This window comes from Nesterenkonia sp. K-15-9-6 (assembly GCF_052656005.1).
Genome location: NZ_JBQYEY010000015.1, coordinates 1 through 20,101 on the forward strand (window position 1 = coordinate 1; position 20,101 = coordinate 20,101).

Consider the following 20,101-nt stretch of genomic DNA (forward strand, 5'->3'; position numbering starts at 1 on the left):
GCCCCGACCAGATCTGGTCGGGGCCCGCGGCGTCTGGGTCTGGTGCGGGGCGGAGCGCGGACGGCGCTCAGGCGCCGAGCTCAGACTCCCAGGGTGCGGCGCAGCTCGGCCACATGCCCGTCGGCGGCGACCTCGTAGGCTGCGTGGCGCAGCGTGCCCTCGGGGTCGATGACGAAGGTGGAGCGCAGGGTGCCTTCCACCGTGCGGTCTCCGAGGTTCTTGGTGCCGAAGGTGCCGTAGGCGCGGGCGGTGGCCTGGTCGGCGTCGGAGAGCAGCGGGAAGGTCAGCTGCTGGTCCTCGGTGAAGCGGCGCAGCGCCTCTGGCTCATCGGGGGAGACCCCGACGACGGCGTATCCGGCCGCCTGCAGGGAGGCCAGGTTGTCCCGGAAGTCGCAGGCTTCGGTGGTGCAGCCCGGGGTGGCGGCCTTGGGGTAGAAGTAGACGATCAGGTGCTGCCCGGCGAAGTCGGCGGTGCTGACCTGGTCGCCGTCGGCGTCGGACAGGGTGAAGGCGGGGGCCGGCTGGCCCACCTGAAGGCGTGTCATGAGGTCTCCTCGAGAGGGGTCAGGGACACCGCCAGTCTATCGTGATATGGAATCAGATATCCATAATATGGATGTCAAGTGGAGGAGTGGGTCGCCTTCTGGTGGATGTGCTCGTAGAGCCCGAAGTCCATCAGCGCGTGGACGAGGTCCGCGGTGCTCATCTCACGGATGGCCTTCATGACGTCCTGGCTGCTCGACTCGTGCGACCAGACGGCGTCCTCGACCGTGCGGTGCAGGGTGGGGGAGACCTGGAAGTCCTCTCGAGTGTTGTGCCGGGCCTGGTCGTGGAGGCGGTCGTCCTTACTGGTCTCGCGGATGAGCGCCTGGATTCCTTGGACCTTGTATTCGTCGTCGACGTCGAGGTCGCCGAAGTAGCGGTTGATCTTCTCGACGATGGTGTCCCAGTCGGCACGCTTGGTCTCGTCGCTGCGCGTGATGCCGGCCTCGGTCATGCCGCGTAGGCCTTCGGCGCCGCCGTCGTGGAGGCGCATGTCCTCTTCACGCAGCTTCTCCAGCCGGTAGTGCGTCAGGACGACGTCCTCGACGTCCACATAGTCCGGGTCGGCGTCCTCCTCAGTGAAGTTGGCCAGCTTACGGACCAGCATCTCCCCGTAGGTCGAAAGCTTCTCGTACATCTCGTCGCCGTAGTGGAGGATCTGGCTGAAGAACGCGTATGTCTTGGTGTACTGGACCAGGGTCTTGCGAAACTCTCGCAGGGTCTCGAGCCTCTCCGAGTCCTCGGCGAGCACGGCCTGTCTCCACTGGTGGGCGAACCGGTCCACCGCAGGATCCAGCGCGGCGGAGAGTCGGCTGTGTGCCTGGGCCAGGTGCTGGGTGTCCCGCCAGACGCTCCAGAAGTGCTCCACCTCGGAGCGGGTGATGATGCCGGCGTTCTCCAGCTTCTGCTTCAGGTCGGCCACCAGGTCCGGGTCGGACTCGGTGACGATCTGCGCGTCCTCGTAGTACTCCTGGAAGGCCGCCTGGATCTGCTCGGGCTCATTGACGAAGTCCAGAATGTACGTGTTGTACTTGCCCCGCGCCTGCCTGTTCAGACGCGAGAGCGTCTGGACCGCGGAGATCCCGGAGAGCTTCTTGTCCACGTACATGCCCACCAGCAGCGGCTCGTCGAACCCGGTTTGGTACTTATTGGCCACGATCAGCACATGCTGGTCGGGCTGGCGGAACACGACGGCGAGGTCGCGGCCACGCAGGTCCGGGTTCTCGGAGGTCTCGGTCACAGTGGGCCGATCGAAGCCGGGCACGTCGGGTGCGTCCGGGTCCTCCACCTCACCGGAGAACGCCACCAGGGCCTTCAAGTCCAGGTCCTGTTCCTTGACGGCCCGCTGGAACGCCCGGTGGTAGGCGACGGCCGCTTGGCGGGACGCGGTGACCACCATGGCTTTGGCGCGCCCGCCGAGTTCGGGGCGGACGGTGTGCTGGAAGTGTCGGATGATCTCGTGGACCTTGGAGCTGACGTTGGTCGGGTGCAGCTCCACCTGCCCGATCACTGCCCGGGTGGCGCGGCGGACATCGATCTCCTCGCCGGTCTCCTCGCCGTCCCGGGCGATGCGCGCAGCGACGTCGTAGGAGGTGTAGTTCTTCAGGACGTCCAGGATGAACTTCTCCTGGATGGCCTGCTTCATGGAGTACAGGTCGAAGGGCTGGAGTTCGCCGTGTTCGTCTCGGCGGCCGAAGAGCTCCAGGGTCTTGGCCTTCGGGGTGGCGGTGAAGGCGAAGAAGCTGATCCGCTGGTCCTCGTCGGTGCGGGCGGCCATCAGGTTCAGGGCGTCCTGGTCGTCGTCGAGGGGTTCCTGGGCTTGGTCGGACTGCTGAGCCTGTTCCGCCTGCTGCGCCTCGCGCTCCTGGTTGCGGTAGAGGAGTTCCTTCAGCGCGTCGGAGGCGGCTCCGGTCTGGGAGGAGTGGGCCTCATCGGCGACGACGGCGAAGCGCCGCCCGGCCAGGACTCCGCCCTCTTCACGCATCTTCGCCAGGGCGTGGGGGAAGGTCTGCAGGGTCAGCCCGATGATGGGCACCTCGGCGGCCAGCGCGTCCAGGAACTGGGCGGTCTTGGAGCCTTCCGAGCCGCGGGTGATGGGCTGGAACTTGCCGGTGACGTGGGTGAGCTGGTCGACGGCGTCCTGGAGCTGGCTGTCCAGGATCTGCCGGTCGGAGATGACGATGATGGCGTCGAAGACCTTCTGTCCGTCGGCGTGCTGCAGGTCGGCCAGCCGGTGGGCAGTCCAGGCGATGGAGTCAGTCTTGCCGGAGCCCGCGGAGTGCTGGATGAGGTACTTGTGTCCGGGGCCTTCTGTCCGGGCGGCCTGGGTGAGCCGGGTGACGGCTCGCCACTGGTGGTAGCGGGGGAAGCGCAGCTGGCGCTTCTCCTGGACCTCCCCGGTGACGGGGTCGGTGCGGGTCTCGTGGTTGATGTAGATGAACTTGGTGAGGATGGTCAGCCAGGTGTCACGCTCCAGCACCTCCTCCCACAGGTAGCTGGTGCGGTGCTTGCCCTCGCGTGGAGGATTGCCCGCCCCGTTGTCATGCCCGGTGTCGAAGGGCAGGAAGAAGGTCTCCTCCCCGGCGAGGGCGGTGGTCATGGCCACGTTCTCTTCAGCGACGGCGAAGTGCACCAACGCGCCCCGGAAGGGGGTGAGCAGGGGCTCGCCCTGGGGCTTGCGGTCCTGCCGGTACTGCTTCTTCGCCTCCTCCAGCGGCTGGCTGAAGGAGCTCTTGGTCTCGATGGTGGCCACGGGGATGCCGTTGAGGAACAGCACCAGGTCGATGCGGTCCTGCTTCCGCGCTGAGTAGCGGACTTCGCGCACCACGCGGAGGCGGTTCTGGCCGTAGCGTCGGGTTGCCTGCGGGTTGAGGTCGGTGGAGACGGGCGCCTGCAGCAGGCTGAGGCGCCGGGCGCCGGGGATGTCGACGCCGCCACGGAGGGTCTTCAGGGTGCCGCCGCCCTGGTCCTCGCTGGTCGCCAGGACTTTGGCCACGCGGTCGAGGATGCGGCGCTGGCCGCGTTCGCGGACGGCGGCATCGGCCTCAGGCGGGACGAGGCGGGCGTAGTTGTCCGGGTCGGTGTCCTCGAGCCAGCCGAGCAGGTCCTCGGGCCAGAGGGCTCGCTCGACGTCGTACCCGTGGGCCTCAGGGGAGTGCAGCCACCCGTGATGGGCCAGGTGCTCCGCGATCTCCCGCTGGAAGGTGTCCTCATGGTGGATCTGGCTCATGGCAGCTCCTGGATCGAGTCGAGGGCGATGAGCTGCTCGAACGGGAGCACGCTCACCTGGTCTGTCAGTCGGTAGCGGCGCGTGCCGGGGTAGATGACCCACAGGTGGTCGAGGTCGAGGTCTTGGGAGGCGGAGCGCATGGATGTGGAGAGCCGGGGCGCGTCGGCACGTTTGATCTCGAATCCGAGGCGGCGGGGGCCGTCCAGCATCAGGTCGAGCTCGGCGCCACCTTTGGTGCGCCAGAAGTAGGGCTGGAACTCTGCGGAGCGGCGCAGCACCTCGTCGATCACGAATCCCTCCCAGGAGGAGCCGACGCTGGGGTGCCGCAGCAGGGAGGCGTGGTCGGGGACGTTCCCCCAGAGGGCGTGGAGCAGGCCGGTGTCGCGGAGATACGTACGCGGTGTTCGGACCAGGCGCTTGCCGTGGTTGGTGTGCCAGGGCGGAAGGGAGCGGATCAGCAGGGCGTCGCGGAGGCCGTCGAGGTACTTCCGGACGGTGGACTCGCCGATGTCGAGGTTTCCCGCGATGGAGGCGGCGTTGATGGGCCCTCCGTGCTGGTGCGAGAGCAGCCCGAGGAAGCGCGTGATCGTGGACGCGGGTAGGGAGAAGCCGAACTCGGCGAGGTCCCGGTTGGCCAGGGTGCGCAGGTAGGAGCGCCGCCAGTCCAGGGAGTCCTCGTCTGTGTCGGCGAGCAGGGACCTCGGGTAGCCGCCTCGCAGCCAGACGGCCTCCGGGTCTTCTGCGTCAGCAGGGCCGAGCCCGGGGAGTTCGACGATCTCAATCCTGCCGGCCAGGGATTCTGAGGACTGGCGCAGTGCTTCCGGGGAGGCGCTGCCGAGGACGAGGAAGGTGGCTGGGGCGTCGTCTCGGTCCGCGAGGACGCGCAGCACGGGGAACAGCTCTGGGTGCCGCTGCACTTCGTCGATGACGACCGTTCCAGTGAGGCCTTCCAGGGCCAGCATCGGCTGCTCCAGTCGAGCGAGATCTACCGGGTTCTCCAGGTCGAAGTAGTTCTCTGAGCCAGGGGCGACGACGGTGCGGGCCAGTGTGGTCTTGCCGACTTGGCGTGCGCCTACGAGGAGGACCACTGGCGCCCGGCGCAGGGCGCGGTGGAGCGCAGCTTCTGCGTGGGGGCGTTGCTCCATGATGCGATGCTACCTGGCAAATCCGCACGTGTCATGCGGATTTGCCAGGTAGGTGTGGGAGGGATTGACGAGCTCGTGGGGACGATGGGAGGGCTGGCACTGCTCAGTGCAGCTGTTTGACCTCGTCTTCGAGCTGTTCGGCGACCGGCCGGTGCTTCTGCGTGACGTCGATCTGGCCTGTGACCGCGGCGGAGATGAGCGCGGCGCGGCGCTCGCGGGCGAGGTCGACGGCACGGTTCACGGCGTCAACCATGGAGGCGTGCGCCGCAGCCGCGGTGTTATGAACGTGGACGAAGTTCTCCTGGGCCTTGCGGTCGGGAAGGGGGATCTTCGCAGCTGACACAATGCCCAGATTCAACCTGGTGCGGGTGGTCCCTCTCCCCATCATTTGGAACGCGGCACTCATTGCCGGTGACGAGAGCGCCCAGGCCAGGTAGGCAGGAGACACGCGTTCGGACGTCCGCGCCCGGTAGCAGTCGGCTTTGACGATGCCCCTGCCGAACTCCGCCGGTACAACCGCTGCACGCCCCAGCGGGAGTTTCTCATCCCCAAGCCCTGCGATCACTACGTCTCCAGGTTCGACGTCGTGGGAAGAGAGCTGAGCGGCATAACCCCGGGGGACATAGACTCGTGGCTCCGTGCTGAATCTGTTGCGCCGGATATTTCCTAGCCGTACGACGGGAGCTCCCTCATCAGAGTAGCTGGAAGATGTCAGAGCAGACCCGAAAGGGCCATCGACGAGAGATCGCAGCACCCGGCGCAGCTCTACTACTGGGTGGACTCCAACGAGCCTTCGAAACTCCGCGTCCCAGAAGGAGTCCAGATGTTCCGCGGACAGAGCGAGGAACTTTTGGAGGTCGGCGATGAAGGCGTCGATCTCGGCGGTCTCGTGGTCGAGGTAGTCGGCGATGGTTTGCGCCCGACGCACGGGCGGCACAGCCACGGGAAGCCTGCCGAATGCATCCGGATCCAGGTCCCACTGATTCGGGCGCACACCTGAAGAAATGCTGCCGAAGGCTTGGCGGTAGACGTCGGATCGGAACACGTAGTGGAAGTACCGCACCGGGTGCTCGCTGATCGGGCGGTATACGAAATATGCCGGGCTGATGATTCCGGAGTAACCACTGATACCCACAGACCCTTGCCAGGCCTTCATCTTATTGACGACGAGGTCCCCTGGATTGACCTGCTGATAGTTGCTCAGATCATCGGATGCTCGATTGAAATTGTCGTCCCGGCTATCCTTGGGAACGATGCCGTAGTCGCGGTACAACGACAGCAGCGTTTGCGACCCCGAACTGACTGTCTTGGCTCTTGAGAACAGGTGCTTCAACGGTACGACCCTGGCACGCGTCAGATTCGCAGACCGCCGGACAGTCTCGTCAAGTGAGTTGATGGCGTTCATGACTTCACCTGCTCCAGGCGTGCGCGAATCCTGCCCAGTACCTCATCAAGGTCGCGGTCGATCTCTTCGAGCGGCCGCGGCGGCACGTACTCGTAGAAGTGCCGAGTGAAGGGGATCTCGGTGCCGATCTTCGTCTTCGAGTCATCCACCCAGGCCTCCGGGACGAACGGCTTGACCTCTCGCTCCAAATACTCGTCGAGGTCCTCATCCCACGGGACGTTCTCCGTGTCTCGCAAGGAGGTGTTCGGCTCGGGCGTGCCGTCTCGCTTGGTGACCAGCTCGCCGTCGTCGTCATGTTCGCTGAGCTCTGCCACCAGAGCCTTCAGCTCGGCAGGCTTCAGCGTCACACCTGCCTCGTCACAACGCTTCTTCAGGTCCTGGCGGAACTCCTCACGATTCGTGGAGACGTGCCCGTTCCACCCGGCGGACGCCTTCTCCAGCGCGCCGCCTAGCGCGGCCTGGGCGTAGTCGTCGAGCTTGGCGAACATCTTGGATGCCCGTGCCCGCTCCACGCGGTCGGCAGAGTAGGCGTAGTTCAGCCGCAGGGGTCGCTCCACCGTGATGGTCCGGTAGAAGAAGTCCTCGTTCCTGAAGATTTTTGAGTGCTTGGACTCCTCGAACGCCTGATACAGCTGCGCGATGCGCGCGATGTCCTCAGCTCCGAGCATCTTGCGCTTCGAGCCCACCGACTTGCGCATCTTGGTGAACATCTCCGTGGCGTCGATCAGCTGGACCGTGCCGCGCCGGGCCTTCGGCTTCTCCTTGTTGAGCAGCCACACATAGGTGGAGATGCCGGTGTTGTAGAACATGTCCGTCGGCAGACCGACGATGGCCTCCAGGTAGTCGTTCTCCAGCACCCACTGTCGGATGCTCGACTCCCCGGAGCCCGCCCCACCGGTGAACAGCGGCGAGCCGTTGAGCACGATCGCGCCACGGCCGCCCACGTTCTGCGCCTCACCGCCCGGCTCGCGCAGCTTCGAGATCAGGTGCATCAGGAACAGCAGGGAGCCGTCCGAGACGCGGGGGAGCCCCGGACCGAACCGTCCCGAGTATCCCTGCACCTCATGCTCGGTCTGCACCCGGGAGCGGTACTGCTTCCAGTCCACGCCGAACGGCGGATTCGAGAGCCCATAGTGGAAGGTGCGTCCCTTGAAGGCCGGCTCGGTGAGGGTGTTCCCCAAGACGATGTTGCCGATGTCCTGGCCTTTGACCACCATGTCCGCCTTGCAGATGGCATAGGAAGCCGGGTTGATCTCCTGGCCCAGCAGGTTCACCGAGGCGTCCGGATTGATGGCCTTGATCTTGTCATCGGCCACCGAGAGCATCCCGCCGGTGCCGGCCGTCGGGTCATAGACCTCACGGACCACGCCCGGAGTGTGGAGGTTCTCCTCATCATTGAGCAGCAGAGTGACCATCAGCTCGATGACCTCGCGCGGGGTGAAATGCTCACCGGCGGTCTCATTGGAGGCCTCCGCGAACTTGCGGATCAGCTCCTCGAAGATATGGCCCATCTGCTCATTGGTCACCCGCTCCGGATGCAGGTCCACGTGGGAGAAGTGCTGCAGAACCTGCAGCAGCAGATCGTGCCGGGCGAGCTCGATGATCGTGTCCTCGAGCTTGTACTGCTCGAAGATGTCCCGCACATTGGCGGAGAACCCGTTCACATAGCCGCGCAGGTTCTCCTCGATGTTGTCCGCATCGCCGCGCAGCGTCTTCAGCGTGTGCCGCGAGCGGTTGAAGAAGCTGTAGTGGTGATCTGCCCGGACCCGCAGCATGCCCAGCGGCGGCTCGGCGTCCTCATCGAAGCCCTCCGAGGCTGCCAGCACGGAATCCTTGGTGGGCGCGAGCACCGCATCCAGGCGGGCCAGCACGGTGAACGGGAGGATGATGTCCCCATACTGGTGCTGCTTATAGGTGCCGCGGAGGATGTCCGCGGCCTGCCAGATGAACTGGGCGTGGTTGAGCGACACTCGAGGGCCTTCCGTGATGGGCGGGGCAACTGCTGGCCAGCGTACTGGATTGCGGTATCAACTCTGGAGTTGCATCGGGCTGACCAGGGTCTATGAACGGCCAGCACTTCGCTGGGGTGGAGCGAGCCATCCTCCTCCGTGAAGCTCGCTGGGGCGATGTGTGACCTGTGGTGTCAGTGTTGTCGTCCATCATGAAAGGGCAACGCCGCAAGAGAGGGGACGCAGAATGCCTCATAGGGTCGACGACAACGATCTCGCTGCCGCACGTGCGGTCAGAGAGGTGATCACGGCCGTCGCTGTGCACCGCGACGCCCAGCGCGCCGGCGTATTGGTCGCCGAGCACCTGGACACCTTTGGCGTTGCGCTTGTCCGCTCAGCTTCCGCCTTCATTGCTCACCACACAACGAATCGTGCGACTCCAGAGCTCGCCACGGATCGGTTTCACTATCTGCTGACACGTATCGGAGGCCTGATTGAGCTCGCAGCCGACATGGATGATCTCGAGCCTGAGGAAATGACGGTGGTCATCGTCGAGCACCTCGAGGCGTCGGTGAGTGATGAATCGGAGCGACAAGCCTTCCAAGCTGCGCAGACCTGCCTGGTCGCCCAGATGCTGATTCGGCGTGGTCGCCCACCGTGGGGCATTCAGAGGTCGCTCGACCTTGAGGACATGCTGGTTCTGAACACCGCTCTCGCTGAAATACTCGTGCTGGTCTCCTGCTCGTTCACTGAGGAAGCTCTTGGCGACGTATTCGTGGTGCTGCTGAAGGAAGCGCAGCACATCTTGGCTCGGCAGGCACAAGCTCGTGGCTGGACGGTGGAGAAGCTCATTGAGAACTACTTCCTGGCGCTCTCCGCGGGGGAGGTCGAGGTGCGGCAGGCCTGAGCGGTCGATCACACGTGGCCGCATGGCACTATCTGTGTCATGATCGTATCCACGATCTTAGCAAGAAGGAGGCGAGATCATGAGTGTTGCAGCTGAACACATCTACCAATCCTCGGACTTGGCCGGCAGCAACCGTAAAGCCTTCATCGCTGACGCACTCCGTTCCAAGGCTCGGTTGCGCAGTACTGACGGTGAATCGTTGGTCATGCTCCGTGAGGCTCGTCTCGAGCACGTGGCGGCGATTCGTCATTACGCCGTGGCGTACTTGACCCTGGATACGGCGCTGCGGCGACCGAGGGAAGACCGACGCGCCAGTGACTTCGGACCCTGGGCATTCCTTGAAGTCTTTGATGATGCAGATATCGAAGAGTTCCGGCAGGAGATCAACGACGCCATCGTCCGTGCCGCATCCGGCGATAATCACGACGCGGTGGAAGCGTTGCTGCACCAGTGGCAGATGAGTGCGGAGACGCTGTCAGATCCCGTCGCCCGCGACATCCTGGACGGCGAGACGACGGACGAAGACTGGGTCGAGCTCGACGGCTGAGCCGATGACTGAAAATCCGCAGCCGAAGGCGTACCGACCGTTCGTGGCCGCCCGCTACCCGGCATCGGGTCAGCCCGTTGAGAAGCCGGTGTGGAGGGTGATAGTGCATCGTAAGCACGTCGACGCGTGGAACCGCATCCTCGATCTCTGCGGTGAGAGCAACGCGCAGGAACTGTGGCAGCACCTCACCACGAGGCCGGATCAGCAGCCGCTGTTAGGAACCGTGACTCCGATGAAAGGCAGGCGGTATGGCCCCACCGCGGACGGCATGTCGAGGGTCTACCACTACGAGGTCACGGGCGCCGCACGTGTCGACTACCGATTCAATCCGAACTACAGGACCTCAGTTGACGGAGATCCCCACAGGATCGTCCAGATCATCAGCATCTCGCTCGGAAGCCATTGAGACGGTGATCGTCCGGTGGGGCCGCCCCCTCACTCCGGGTCGGCCGCCCAGACGGCGTCGTCCTCTCCGGTGAAGCTGATGCCGTCGTCGTCCTCGTCGTCGCGCTCTCCGCGTTCCAGCTGCTCGATCACATCGGTGGGCGGGTTGATCATCAGCACCGCCTCGTCCCGGTAGCCGCGCAGCTCCTCCTCGATGAAGCTGGGCAGCGCATCGGCCAGCTCTACGTCTCGGCCCTCCCGCTCGGAGAGCTTCCAGCGGTGGTCGATCAGCTGGTGCATCAGCTCGGCCGGCTCCAGCTTGTCCCGCAGCTCCCGGGGGATCTGGGCGATCAGCGGCTGGAACACCTGCTGGGTCCACATATGGGCGGCCACCGCCTCATCACCGTGCGGGTCGGTCTGCGCCCGGTAGGCGTCGATCGCGCCCAGCAGCCGCCGGGCCTGGTTCTCCTGCACGTCCAGGCCGGTGAGGTTCATCAGCCGCCGCTGGTGGTGCCCGGGGTCCACCACCTTGGGGCGCAGCAGCAGCTTGCCGTCCGCGCTGGCCGAGCGGATGTCGTATTCCTCGACGTCGAAGCCCAGCTCGTTGAGCCGGCGGATCCGCTCCTCGATCAGCCACTGCTGGTCCGGGTTGAAGGCGGTGTCCCCGGTGAGCTCGCTCCACAGGCCCCGGTAGGAGTCGATGAACTGGTGGCTGGTGGCGATAGGATCGACCTCCTCGTCCACCATGCCGCCCTCCATGAGGTCCATCAGCTCCCCGGCGATGTTCACCTGGGCCAGCTCGAGGTCGTACTCGCGCTGCCCGGTCGAGAGCTCGGGGTGGATCTCCCCGGTCTCGGCGTCCACCAGGTAGGCGGCGAACTGGCCGGCATCGCGGCGGAACAGGGTGTTCGACAGGGAGACGTCGCCCCAGTAGAAGCCGATCAGGTGCAGCTCCACCATCAGCAGCGCCTGGGCGTCGATCAGTCGGTGCAGGGTCTCCTTGCGCATCATCTGGTTGAACACCGCCCGATACGGCAGCGAGAACCGCAGGTGCCGGGTGATCAGCGCCGGGGACAGCGCAGTGCCGTCCTCCCGGGTGCGACCGGTCACCTCGGCCACCGGCTTCACGCACGGCGCGCCCAACCGGCCCAGCCGGCGCAGCATCCGGTACTCGTGCCGGGCGGCCCGCTCCGAGGTCTCCTTGATGGCGATGATCGACCCGCCCAGATGGGCGAACCGCACGATGTGCCGGGAGATGCCTCGCGGCAGCGCGGCGATCACGTCCTCCGGCCACTCCACCAGCGGCAGATGCCACGGCAGGTCCAGCAGCTCCTGCGGGATGGTGCCGGAGGCGGTCAGGCTCAGGCCTGGGACTGGATTCACTGCTGCTCCTTCTCTGCGGCCGGGGCCCCTGCGGCTCCGGCCCGCTCGCGGGCGTCTGCGATCACGGTCAGCACATCGGCCAGCTGGGGCGGAGCCCCGATCCTGTGGTCGGCGCGGGTCTCACCCTCGCCCACCTTCACTCCGACGTCGGCACCGGCCAGCACCGCGAATCCGAACTCGTCGGTGACGTCGTCGCCGGCGAAGAACACCGCATCCGGGGACACCAGCTCGCGCAGCTCGGTGATGCCCTCGCCCTTGGTGGCCTGCACGACCACGGCCTCCAGCACCGCCTTGCCCTCCTTCGGGTGGACCTCGTCCAGGGCGGCGACGGCGGCGCGCGCCTCGGTGAGCACCTGCTCGGCCTCCGCGGCGTCGGGCACCTTGCGCACATGCATGGCCGCCCCGGCGGGCTTGTGCTCCACCCAGGCGCCGTCGGTGCCGGCCGCGATGGTCTCGAAGACCTCCAGCAGGCGGGTCCGTGCGGCCTCCTGCTTCGAGGTCAGGACCAGCTGCGCATCCTCCTCGGCCAGGTCCGCCACATCCCGTTCGGCGCCGTGGGAACCGATCAGCAGGGTTCCCGACGGCGGCGCGGCGATCTCCCGCAGCGTGTCCAGTCCGCGCCCGGAGACATAGGCGACCCGCACCCCGTCGAACTCCGAGAGGCGCTGGACCGCCTCCGCGTTGGCCGGCTCCGGCCGGGCATCGTCAGCGTCGGGGACCAGCTCGGCCACACAGCCGTCGAAGTCCAGGCACACCAGGATCTTCGGCAGCGCGGCGAAGCGCCGCAGGGCGGCCACCAGGTCACCGTCCAGCGCCGTCACGGAGGCGTCCCGTGGAGCGTGATCTGTGGTCATGGCTCGAGTATCTCCCGATCAGCGCAGCTCCGCCAGACGCTCGAGGAACTCCTCGGCCCAGCGCTGCACGTTGTGGGAGACCACCTGACGGCGCAGGCTGCGCATCCGCCGTCGCGCATTCTCCGGCTCCATGGTGGCGGCCTTGACCATCGCAGTCTTCAGTTCGTCCACATCATGGGGATTGATGAGCAGCGCCTGACGCATCTGGTCCGCCGCGCCGGTGAACTCGGAGAGCACCAGCACGCCCTGTCCCGACTTGCGGGCGGCCACATACTCCTTGGCCACCAGGTTCATGCCGTCGCGCAGCGCGGTGACCAGCATGACGTCGGCGGCCAGATACAGCGCCACCATCTCTTCCACCGGGTAGGAGTGGTGCAGGTAGCGGATCGCGGTGTGGGCCAGGGTGTCGTACTCGCCGTTGATCCGCCCGACGGTGGACTCGATCTCCTCCCGCAGCAGCCGGTAGGACTCCACGCCTTCCCGGGAGGGGCTGGCCACCTGCACCAGGCAGGCCTGGCCCACCGTGAGCTCGCCGTCGGCCAGCAGCTCCTCGTAGGCCTTCATCCGGTGCCGGATGCCCTTGGTGTAGTCCAGGCGGTCCACGCCCAGGAAGATCGTCTCCGGGTTGCCCAGCTCGCGCCGGATCTGCTCGGAGCGGGCGATGATGTCCGGGCGCTCCGCCAGCTCCACGATCTTCTGGGTGTCGATGGAGATGGGGAACGCCTTGGCCTCCGCGATGCGGTAGTCGCCCTGCTGCGGGGCGGCCGCCTGGCGGGCGACCGTGCCGCGCGCCGGGTCCGGATGCAGGCCGGGCAGGGAGGACAGCTGGTCCGGCTCCGGCTCTTCGGAGGGGACGTAGATCTGGTCCGACTTGATGTAGTAGCCCAGCCGGTGGCGCACCACCCGCTGGAAGTTCCGGGCGTCGGACTCGCGCTGGAAGCCGATGAGGTCTGCGCCGAGCAGTCCCCGCAGCACCGAATGCCGCCAGGGGAGCTGGGAGAACAGTCCCGGGGGAGGGAAGGGGATGTGGTTGAAGAACCCGATCCTCACATCCGGGCGCAGCTCGCGCAGCATGGCGGGCACCAGCTGCAGCTGGTAGTCCTGCACCCAGATGGTCGCACCTTCGGCGGCGACGGCGGCCGCGGCCTCTGCGAAGCGCCGGTTCACCCGTCGATACGCCTCGAACCAGTGGCGGTGGAACTCCGGGCGGGCGATCACATCATGGTAGAGCGGCCACAGCGTCGCATTGGAGAACCCCTCGTAGTAGTCCTCCACCTCCTGCTCGCTCAGCGGGACGGGCACCAGGTGCATGCCGGCGTGGTCGAACGGCTCCAGCGTCTCATCCGCCGCACCGTGCCAGCCCACCCAGGCGCCGTCGGACTGCGCCATGATCGGGGCCAGAGCGGTGACCAGTCCGCCGGGGGAGCGGCGCCACCCCGTCCCGCCGTCCTCAGTGGTGATCCGGTCCACGGCGAGCCGATTGGCCACCACCACGAAGTCGTACCCGCTCTTCTGAGCCATCAGCGCGAACTCCCTTCCTCTCGAGGACGGCGTCCGCTGCGACCATCACCACCGGCGATGGCCTGTGACGCCCGTCGCATCCTGTGTGGCGCAACTCTACCCGGACCGGCGCCGTTCCGGGCCTGAATGTGAGGAAGATCGACCTCCGGCCGGCTGAGCCCTGTCAGCGCGGCGACGGCGTCGTGACCAGCCACGACGCCGCCGTCATGGGAGCCGACCCGTCCAGGAAACCCCCGGAGTGAGGGGCTACCCTGGATGCGACCGTTCCCCGGATCCGCCTGCGCGGAGCCGGCACTACGACATCTTCGGAGACATGATGGCTCGAAATCCCCAGACCTCGGGCGGCAGCGCCCGCGACCAGGCCCGACGCATCCAGCAGGAGGAGGAGGCCAAGCAGCGCAGGACTTCCGTGATGCTGCGCGTCGGCGTGATCGTGGTGGCGCTCGCCGTCGTGGTGGGTCTGACCTTCTTCATCATCAATCAGCGCGCCGGTCAGGAGCGGATGACCGCCAGCGAAGGCCCCGCTCCCGCCTCGGCGAACGAGCAGGGCGGCATCACGCTGACCTCGGCCACCGAGATCATCGACGGGGCCGACCTCGGCACGGTCGACGCCTCGGACGTGCCGGAGTCCGAGACCGAGCTGCCCATCGGTGTGGAGCCGGGCGAGGAGGGTGAGCCCCCGCATCTGGTGGTCTACGCCGACGTGAACTGCGTGCACTGCGCCAACTTCGAGACTGAGCACGGCGAACAGATCAAGGAATGGGTCGACGCCGGCCAGATCACCGTCGAGTACCGCATGGTCGGGTTCCTGGACCAGAACTCCACCACCAACTACTCCTCGCGAGGGGCCAACGCCACGGTCTGCATGGCGGAGGAGTCCCCGGAGAACTACCTGGACTACCTGGCCGAAGTCGTGACGCACCAGCCGCAGGGGGAGCTGTCCAACGACGAGCTCGTCGCTCGGGCCGAGGCCTACGGTGCGGACATCGAGTCCTGCGTGGAGGGTGGCACCTACCGGGCCTTCGTCACCTACACCTCGCGCCAGGCCTCCGCTCAGGGTGTGGGCGGGACACCGACCGTCTACCTCGACGACGAGGACTGGAGCACCTCCGAGATGGGCTTCCGGGAGTTCGTCGAGTCGAGGATCGGCGACGCGGACGCCGACGAGGACGCCGACGACGAGGATGCTGACGCTGAAGACGCCGACGGGGACGCGGACGACGAGTCCTGATCCTGCGGACCGCGGGCGGGGGCCATGCTTCCGCCCGCAGGGTCGTCCGACCATGAACTGGTCACCTGAGGAGATCCGCCGGTAGGATGGGTCTCCGGCGCTGCGGCGCCACGCCTCCTTAGCTCAGCTGGTAGAGCAGCTGTCTTGTAAACAGCAGGTCGTCGGTTCGAACCCGGCAGGGGGCTCCACAGCATCCCGGATCCGCGGACAGCCCGCGGACAGCCCGCGGACAGCCCGAGGACAGCCCGCGGACAGCCCGAGGACAGGCGTTCCATGCGCGGCGCGCATGCGTCGATGTCCGCCTGATCTTCAGAAGATCTCACCGACGATCGGGAATACCTGCGCCGGGCCGCCGGTTGACTGAAGCGGACTAGCATGCACCCTGTGCCTCTCCGTCGCTGTCGCGACGATGCCCGGTGCCATGCGGCAGCCCTCCCTCCCTGCTACGGGATGCGGCGCCGCCGTCTGACCATCGACCCACCGTGAGTCCTGCAGGTCCGTGCCTCCGAGGCACGGACCTGCAGGACCATCATCGTCTCCGGAGGCCTCATGAGCGCACCGTCAACCCCGCCGCCCGCACCCCCCGTCGAGGTGCCCAGGATGCCCGCCGGTGACAAGTTCACCATCGGCACGCTGCTCATCGCCGCGTTCATCATGATCCTCAACGAGACCATCATGAACGTCGCCCTGCAGCCGCTGATGGTGGAGTTCCAGGTCGGAGAGACCACCATCCAGTGGCTGACCACCGCGTTCATGCTGACCCTGGCCACGGTCATCCCCACCACGGGTTACCTGATGCAGCGGTTCAGCCTGCGGACCGTCTTCACCATCGCCATGGTGCTCTTCAGCCTCGGCACGGCGATCGCCGCGGCCGCCTTCGGGTTCCCCATGCTGCTGGTCGGTCGCATCGTGCAGGCCGCCGGCACCGCGATGATGCTGCCCCTGCTGATGACCACCACGCTGACCCTGGTGCCGCTGCAGCGCCGCGGGGTGGTCATGGGGAACATCTCCATCGTGATCTCGGTGGCTCCGGCCACCGGTCCGGCGCTGTCCGGGCTGATCCTGCACATCGCCGACTGGCGGTTCCTGTTCCTGATGATCCTGCCCATCGCCCTGGTGGCGCTGGTGCTGGGGCGTCCCCGTCTGGACAGCAGCCCCGGAGTCAAGGGCGGCGGACTGTCCGTGCCCTCGCTGCTGCTCTCGGTGCCCGGCTTCGCCGGAGTCGTCTACGGCATCAGCCAGCTCGGCGGTGGCCACGGTGAAGGTGCCGGCGTGGATGAGACCGTCGAAGCCGGCGTCGACGTCGTCGCCCTGGTGGTGCTGATCGTCGGCGTGCTGTTCCTGGCCGCCTTCACCTGGCTGCAGATCCGCCTGCAGAAGGGCGGGAACCCGCTGCTGAATCTCTCGCCGTTCCGGTACACCATGTTCACGCGCTCGCTGCTGATGATGCTGCTGATGATGATCGCCCTGTTCGGCGCGATCATCATGCTGCCGCTGTTCCTGCAGCAGGTCCGCGGTCTGGACACGCTGCAGACCGGCCTGCTGATGCTGCCTGGCGGCGTGCTGATGGCGCTCCTGGCTCCGATCGTCGGGCGCCTCTATGACCGCGTCGGCCCCAAGCCGCTCGTCGTCCCCGGGGCCTCCCTGTTGGTCATCGCGCTGTTCCTGATGAGCCTGCTGAGCCCGGACAGCAGCATCTGGGCGGTCCTCGGGCTGCACCTGGTGCTCAGCTTCGGGCTGGCCTGCCTGTTCACCCCGGCCTTCACCACGGCCATGAATCCGCTGCCGCAGCCGCTGTACTCCCACGGCTCAGCGGTGCTGAACACCCTGCAGCAGCTGGCCGCCGCCGTCGGCACTGCGCTGCTGGTCACCGTGCTGGGCCTGGGTGCGGCCGCCGCGACGGCTCGCGGGCTGGACCCTGACGCCGCCGCCGTCGAAGGCTTCCGCACCGCCTTCCGCACGGCTGCCGTGATGAGCCTGGGCACCCTGGCCCTCGGGCTGACTCTGCGCGCCACCAAGGCCGGAGAGGCCGAGGGTGGGGACCCTGCGGAGCATGGCCGACCGGACCAGGGGGAGGCCGCGCCGGCCGCCGCCCACTGAGAGCCGCCCACTGAGAATCGCCCGCTGAGAGCGGGCGGGATCCACAGACGACGCCGGGCCCGGCAGAGATGCACTGATCATCTCTGCCGGGCCCGGCGTCGTCTGTCTGCGTGAGGTCTGCGGCCGTCTGGCAGGGCCGCGTCCGGCGCCGCGTTCGTCCTGCCGGCGCCGATGTTCTTCCCTGGGTGGGAAGCGGGGCCCGCCCGCACCGAGCGGGCCCCTGTCGCACCCAAGTGAGGACCACCTTACAGAGTGGATCAGGAATACGCAACGCCTATGTGTTGAAAATTCGCAGCGTCGATCATGGGTCGCCAGCGGGTAGCGGTCCCGGCGCGTCGGCGGGTCACGTGGGGAGCGTTCGCCCGGCGTCGCCGCGCGGATCGAGCGACATTGTTGCGCGGGAGTTCGTAAATGCCGCTACGCTCCTGCCGTGTCGCAGATCACAGGAGGACAGCCATGGTCAGGTTCGCTCGCACCGCTCTCACCGCCGCCCTCACCGGGGGCATGATGCTCGCCGCCCTCGGCCCCGGCGCCCAGGCCGCACCGGGCGGCTCCGGCGGCTCCGCGCCGACCGGCGGCCACCCCGATCCGGTGCCGGAGCTGGTCCGCCAGGCCCAGGGGGAGGGCGACGTCGTCGCGCTCACGGTGGACGACGGCCCGAATCCCGGCGAGACCGACGTGCTGCTGGACCTCCTGGCCGTGCGTGACATTAGGGCGGTGTTCTGCGTGATCGGGCAGAACATCACCGCCCCTGGAGGTGCGGAGCTGCTGCGTCGGATCGTCGACGACGGCCATGTGCTGTGCAATCACACCACGAGCTATGCGGACATGGCCGGGTGGGAGTCCGAGGAGATCCGTCAGGACCTGACCGAGACGCTGGAGATCATCCGCGATGCCCTCGACGACCCCCAGGCGCCCGTGCCGTTCTTCCGGGCGCCCAACGGCAGCTGGGGGCAGACGCCGGAGGTCGCCGTCGAACTGGGGATGCAGCCACTCGCGGTGGTCAACACGATCGCCGACTGTGAGACCCAGGACGAACAGATCCTCACGGAGAACCTGCGGGAGGCCATCGTGCCCGGCGAGCTGGTGCTCGTCCACGACGGCGGCGGGGACCGGTGGGGCACCATCTCCGCGGTGGAGACCGTGGTCACCGAGAAGCTCGCCGACGGCTGGGAGTTCACCCTGCCCGTGGGGATCGACACGGGTGACGACGGCGACCAGCCCACAGCAGTCCAGCAGCGGGTGGTCAGGCCCTGAGTGCGTAAGTCACGGGTCAGCCGATGCCGAGGGCCCGCAGGCCCGCGGCGGCTCCGGCTCCGGCGATCACCACCACGAGGAACGGGGCCCGCAGCAGCAGAGCGACGGCGGCGGCGAGCAGGGCGCCGACCCGCGCGTCGAGCACCACGCCGCCATCGCCTGAAGCGGTGTTCATGGCCACCAGGGAGGCCAGCAGCGCCACCGTCATCAGGGTGGAGAGCCGGCCGACCAGCGGGTGCTCCAGCCAGGAACCCGGCACCAGGTAGCCGAGGAGCTTGGTGGCGTACACCGCCGCACAGGCCAGCAGGACCCAGAGCCACAGCGTCATGGGCGGACCTCCTCGTGCTCCTTGTGCGTCCTCGTCGACTCGGCGCCTCCGCTCCTGCCGCGGGTGACCAGGCCCCAGGACGCCGCGACGACAGCTGCCAGCAGCACCGGCACGCCGGCCGGCAGCATCGGCATGGTCAGCACCGTGACCAGGGCGGCCACTACGGCCAGCGCCCAGGGCTCCCGAGACCTCAGCCGCGGCCACAGCAGGCCCAGGAAGGCGGCGACCACCGCCCCGTCGAGCCCCAGCGCCTCGGGCTCCGCCACGAAGTCGCCCAGCAGGGCGCCGACCACGGTGGCGAGGTTCCACCCGACATAGACGCCCAGACCGGTCACCCAGAATCCGCGGCGCCGCTCCTCGGGGTCGGTCTGGCTCATGGCGTTGGCCGCCGACTCGTCGATGGTGAGTTGCGCGCTGACCCAGCGCCGCCAGCCCGAGGGGTCGAACATGGCCTTCATCTGCACCGCGTAGATGGTGTTCCGTGCGCTGAGCAGCGTCGAGGCGCCCAGTGCGGCGCCCCCGGAGCCGCCGGCGGCCAGGATTCCGATGAAGGCGAACTGGGACCCGCCCGAGAACAGCAGGGCCGAAAGTGCCACCGTCTGCCACAGCGTCAGTCCTGAGGCCACGGACAGTGCACCGAAGGAGAGCCCGTACAGGGAGACGGCGGCGGCGATGGAGAGTCCCATCCGGGTGGCCGGCGTCATCGCGGGCCTCCCGGGGTGCCGGCGGCGGGGTGCTCCATGAGCAGGGCGAACCACGCGCCCGCGGTGAGGGCCTCGTAGGTGTGCGGGACGTCGCCGGCGAAGGTGGCGTAGTCGCCGGGTTCCAGGATGAAGGGTGCATCCTCCGGACCGAGGCGGATCCTGCCGGAGCCGATCACCACGTGCTCGACGGAGCCCGGCGGATGCGGTGCGGCGCTGCGCGGCTCCCCAGGTTCCAGGCTCACCACGTAGAGGTCCCTCTGGGCGGAGCTCCGGCCGGTGTGCAGCAGAGTGGCCAGGTAGTCGGACTCGGCGGAGGGCACCGGGGTGCGGTCCGCGGCGCGGATGATCCGCGGTCCGCGGGGAGGGGCCTCCACCAGGCGGGCGAAGGGGATGCCCAGGGTGGAGGCGATGGACCACAGGGTCTCCACGCTAGGGTTCGCCTGTCCGGACTCCAACTGGGAGACGGTGGACTTCGCGATGCCGACGCGGCGGGCGAGCTCGCTGATCGAGAGCCCGGCCTGCTGTCGTTCGGCGCGCACCGCCGCGGCGATGTGCGCCCGTAGTGCGTGATGATCCTGCTCAGCCATGAAACCTCCTTCGTTCGGTACATCATG

General features: G+C 67.4%; 17 protein-coding genes and 1 tRNA gene. 7 read left to right on the forward strand and 11 right to left on the reverse strand.

Features of this window, described 5'->3' with window-relative positions; all coding sequences use genetic code 11:
* Positions 1-80: 80 nt before the first annotated feature.
* The 5 genes from bcp to SD455_RS10465 form a co-directional block, all read right to left on the reverse strand.
* Positions 81-545, reverse strand: coding sequence for a thioredoxin-dependent thiol peroxidase (bcp, locus tag SD455_RS10445; RefSeq protein WP_445508064.1), 465 nt, complete (start codon positions 543-545; stop codon positions 81-83).
* Between the two features lie 74 nt (positions 546-619).
* A complete protein-coding gene (locus SD455_RS10450; protein WP_445508065.1) occupies positions 620-3,772 on the reverse strand; it encodes a type I restriction endonuclease subunit R in 3,153 nt (1,050 codons plus the stop codon).
* Positions 3,769-4,917: an ATP-binding protein gene (locus SD455_RS10455; RefSeq protein ID WP_445508066.1), complete on the reverse strand. Its 1,149-nt coding sequence runs from the start codon at positions 4,915-4,917 to the stop codon at positions 3,769-3,771. The genes SD455_RS10450 and SD455_RS10455 overlap by 4 nt, the downstream gene beginning before the upstream one ends.
* 103 nt (positions 4,918-5,020) lie before the next feature.
* Entirely contained in the window at positions 5,021-6,322 is a 1,302-nt protein-coding gene (locus SD455_RS10460; protein WP_445508067.1) for a hypothetical protein, read from the reverse strand.
* Entirely contained in the window at positions 6,319-8,292 is a 1,974-nt protein-coding gene (locus SD455_RS10465) for a type I restriction-modification system subunit M (RefSeq protein ID WP_445508068.1), read from the reverse strand. Before SD455_RS10465 ends, SD455_RS10460 begins: the two co-directional genes overlap by 4 nt.
* A 280-nt stretch (positions 8,293-8,572) precedes the next feature.
* On the opposite strand from SD455_RS10465, the gene SD455_RS10470 reads away from it, so the two are divergent.
* The 3 genes from SD455_RS10470 (at position 8,573) to SD455_RS10480 (ending at position 10,131) form a co-directional block, all read left to right on the forward strand.
* A complete protein-coding gene (locus SD455_RS10470) occupies positions 8,573-9,178 on the forward strand; it encodes a hypothetical protein (RefSeq protein WP_445508069.1) in 606 nt (201 codons plus the stop codon).
* Between the two features lie 79 nt (positions 9,179-9,257).
* Positions 9,258-9,725 carry a hypothetical protein gene (locus SD455_RS10475; protein WP_344681143.1) on the forward strand — a complete coding sequence of 156 codons (468 nt, stop codon included), beginning with the start codon at positions 9,258-9,260 and terminating at the stop codon, positions 9,723-9,725.
* A 4-nt stretch (positions 9,726-9,729) separates the two neighbouring features.
* Positions 9,730-10,131 carry a hypothetical protein gene (locus SD455_RS10480; protein ID WP_344681146.1) on the forward strand — a complete coding sequence of 134 codons (402 nt, stop codon included), beginning with the start codon at positions 9,730-9,732 and terminating at the stop codon, positions 10,129-10,131.
* Between the two features lie 29 nt (positions 10,132-10,160).
* On the opposite strand, the gene SD455_RS10485 is transcribed toward SD455_RS10480, so the two are convergent.
* The 3 genes from SD455_RS10485 to SD455_RS10495 are packed head-to-tail and all read right to left on the reverse strand — an operon-like array spanning position 10,161 to position 13,867.
* Complete coding sequence (locus SD455_RS10485) at positions 10,161-11,492, reverse strand: DUF4032 domain-containing protein (protein WP_344681148.1); 1,332 nt, start codon at positions 11,490-11,492, stop codon at positions 10,161-10,163.
* A complete protein-coding gene (gene otsB / locus SD455_RS10490) occupies positions 11,489-12,346 on the reverse strand; it encodes a trehalose-phosphatase (protein ID WP_445508070.1) in 858 nt (285 codons plus the stop codon). The genes SD455_RS10485 and otsB overlap by 4 nt, the downstream gene beginning before the upstream one ends.
* An 18-nt stretch (positions 12,347-12,364) precedes the next feature.
* The gene (locus SD455_RS10495) at positions 12,365-13,867 is read right to left on the reverse strand and encodes an alpha,alpha-trehalose-phosphate synthase (UDP-forming) (RefSeq protein ID WP_311024683.1); all 1,503 of its coding nucleotides are present in this window, start codon (positions 13,865-13,867) and stop codon (positions 12,365-12,367) included.
* A 313-nt stretch (positions 13,868-14,180) separates the two neighbouring features.
* Here SD455_RS10495 and SD455_RS10500 point away from each other — a divergent pair, with 313 nt between their 5' ends.
* From SD455_RS10500 to SD455_RS10515, 4 genes are all read left to right on the forward strand, one after another.
* Positions 14,181-15,098 carry a DsbA family protein gene (locus tag SD455_RS10500; RefSeq protein WP_139827811.1) on the forward strand — a complete coding sequence of 306 codons (918 nt, stop codon included), beginning with the start codon at positions 14,181-14,183 and terminating at the stop codon, positions 15,096-15,098.
* 112 nt (positions 15,099-15,210) lie between these two features.
* Positions 15,211-15,286 (forward strand) — tRNA-Thr (locus tag SD455_RS10505).
* A 412-nt stretch (positions 15,287-15,698) separates the two neighbouring features.
* Entirely contained in the window at positions 15,699-17,198 is a 1,500-nt protein-coding gene (locus SD455_RS10510; protein ID WP_445508071.1) for a DHA2 family efflux MFS transporter permease subunit, read from the forward strand.
* Positions 17,199-17,654: 456 nt separating this feature from the next.
* Entirely contained in the window at positions 17,655-18,455 is an 801-nt protein-coding gene (locus SD455_RS10515) for a polysaccharide deacetylase family protein (protein WP_445508072.1), read from the forward strand.
* Between the two features lie 16 nt (positions 18,456-18,471).
* On the opposite strand, the gene SD455_RS10520 is transcribed toward SD455_RS10515, so the two are convergent.
* Genes SD455_RS10520 through SD455_RS10530 form a run of 3 tightly spaced genes read right to left on the reverse strand, consistent with a single transcriptional unit; the run spans position 18,472 to position 20,074 of the window.
* The gene (locus SD455_RS10520) at positions 18,472-18,783 is read right to left on the reverse strand and encodes an AzlD domain-containing protein (protein ID WP_070162367.1); all 312 of its coding nucleotides are present in this window, start codon (positions 18,781-18,783) and stop codon (positions 18,472-18,474) included.
* On the reverse strand, positions 18,780-19,487 hold the full coding sequence (locus SD455_RS10525) for an AzlC family ABC transporter permease (protein ID WP_344684199.1): 708 nt from the start codon (positions 19,485-19,487) through the stop codon (positions 18,780-18,782). Before SD455_RS10525 ends, SD455_RS10520 begins: the two co-directional genes overlap by 4 nt.
* On the reverse strand, positions 19,484-20,074 hold the full coding sequence (locus tag SD455_RS10530; RefSeq protein ID WP_344684201.1) for a helix-turn-helix domain-containing protein: 591 nt from the start codon (positions 20,072-20,074) through the stop codon (positions 19,484-19,486). The genes SD455_RS10525 and SD455_RS10530 overlap by 4 nt, the downstream gene beginning before the upstream one ends.
* Positions 20,075-20,101 lie beyond the last annotated feature (27 nt).

Coding starts and splice junctions, on each gene's coding strand:
- SD455_RS10530 (WP_344684201.1), bottom strand. CDS start 20,074: ATGGCTGAGCAGGATCATCACGCACTACGGGCGCACATCGCCGCGGCG.
- otsB (WP_445508070.1), bottom strand. CDS start 12,346: ATGACCACAGATCACGCTCCACGGGACGCCTCCGTGACGGCGCTGGAC.
- SD455_RS10450 (WP_445508065.1), bottom strand. CDS start 3,772: ATGAGCCAGATCCACCATGAGGACACCTTCCAGCGGGAGATCGCGGAG.
- bcp (WP_445508064.1), bottom strand. CDS start 545: ATGACACGCCTTCAGGTGGGCCAGCCGGCCCCCGCCTTCACCCTGTCC.
- SD455_RS10515 (WP_445508072.1), top strand. CDS start 17,655: ATGGTCAGGTTCGCTCGCACCGCTCTCACCGCCGCCCTCACCGGGGGC.
- SD455_RS10480 (WP_344681146.1), top strand. CDS start 9,730: ATGACTGAAAATCCGCAGCCGAAGGCGTACCGACCGTTCGTGGCCGCC.
- SD455_RS10525 (WP_344684199.1), bottom strand. CDS start 19,487: ATGACGCCGGCCACCCGGATGGGACTCTCCATCGCCGCCGCCGTCTCC.
- SD455_RS10455 (WP_445508066.1), bottom strand. CDS start 4,917: ATGGAGCAACGCCCCCACGCAGAAGCTGCGCTCCACCGCGCCCTGCGC.
- SD455_RS10500 (WP_139827811.1), top strand. CDS start 14,181: ATGATGGCTCGAAATCCCCAGACCTCGGGCGGCAGCGCCCGCGACCAG.
- SD455_RS10520 (WP_070162367.1), bottom strand. CDS start 18,783: ATGACGCTGTGGCTCTGGGTCCTGCTGGCCTGTGCGGCGGTGTACGCC.
- SD455_RS10460 (WP_445508067.1), bottom strand. CDS start 6,322: ATGAACGCCATCAACTCACTTGACGAGACTGTCCGGCGGTCTGCGAAT.
- SD455_RS10510 (WP_445508071.1), top strand. CDS start 15,699: ATGCCCGCCGGTGACAAGTTCACCATCGGCACGCTGCTCATCGCCGCG.
- SD455_RS10495 (WP_311024683.1), bottom strand. CDS start 13,867: ATGGCTCAGAAGAGCGGGTACGACTTCGTGGTGGTGGCCAATCGGCTC.
- SD455_RS10475 (WP_344681143.1), top strand. CDS start 9,258: ATGAGTGTTGCAGCTGAACACATCTACCAATCCTCGGACTTGGCCGGC.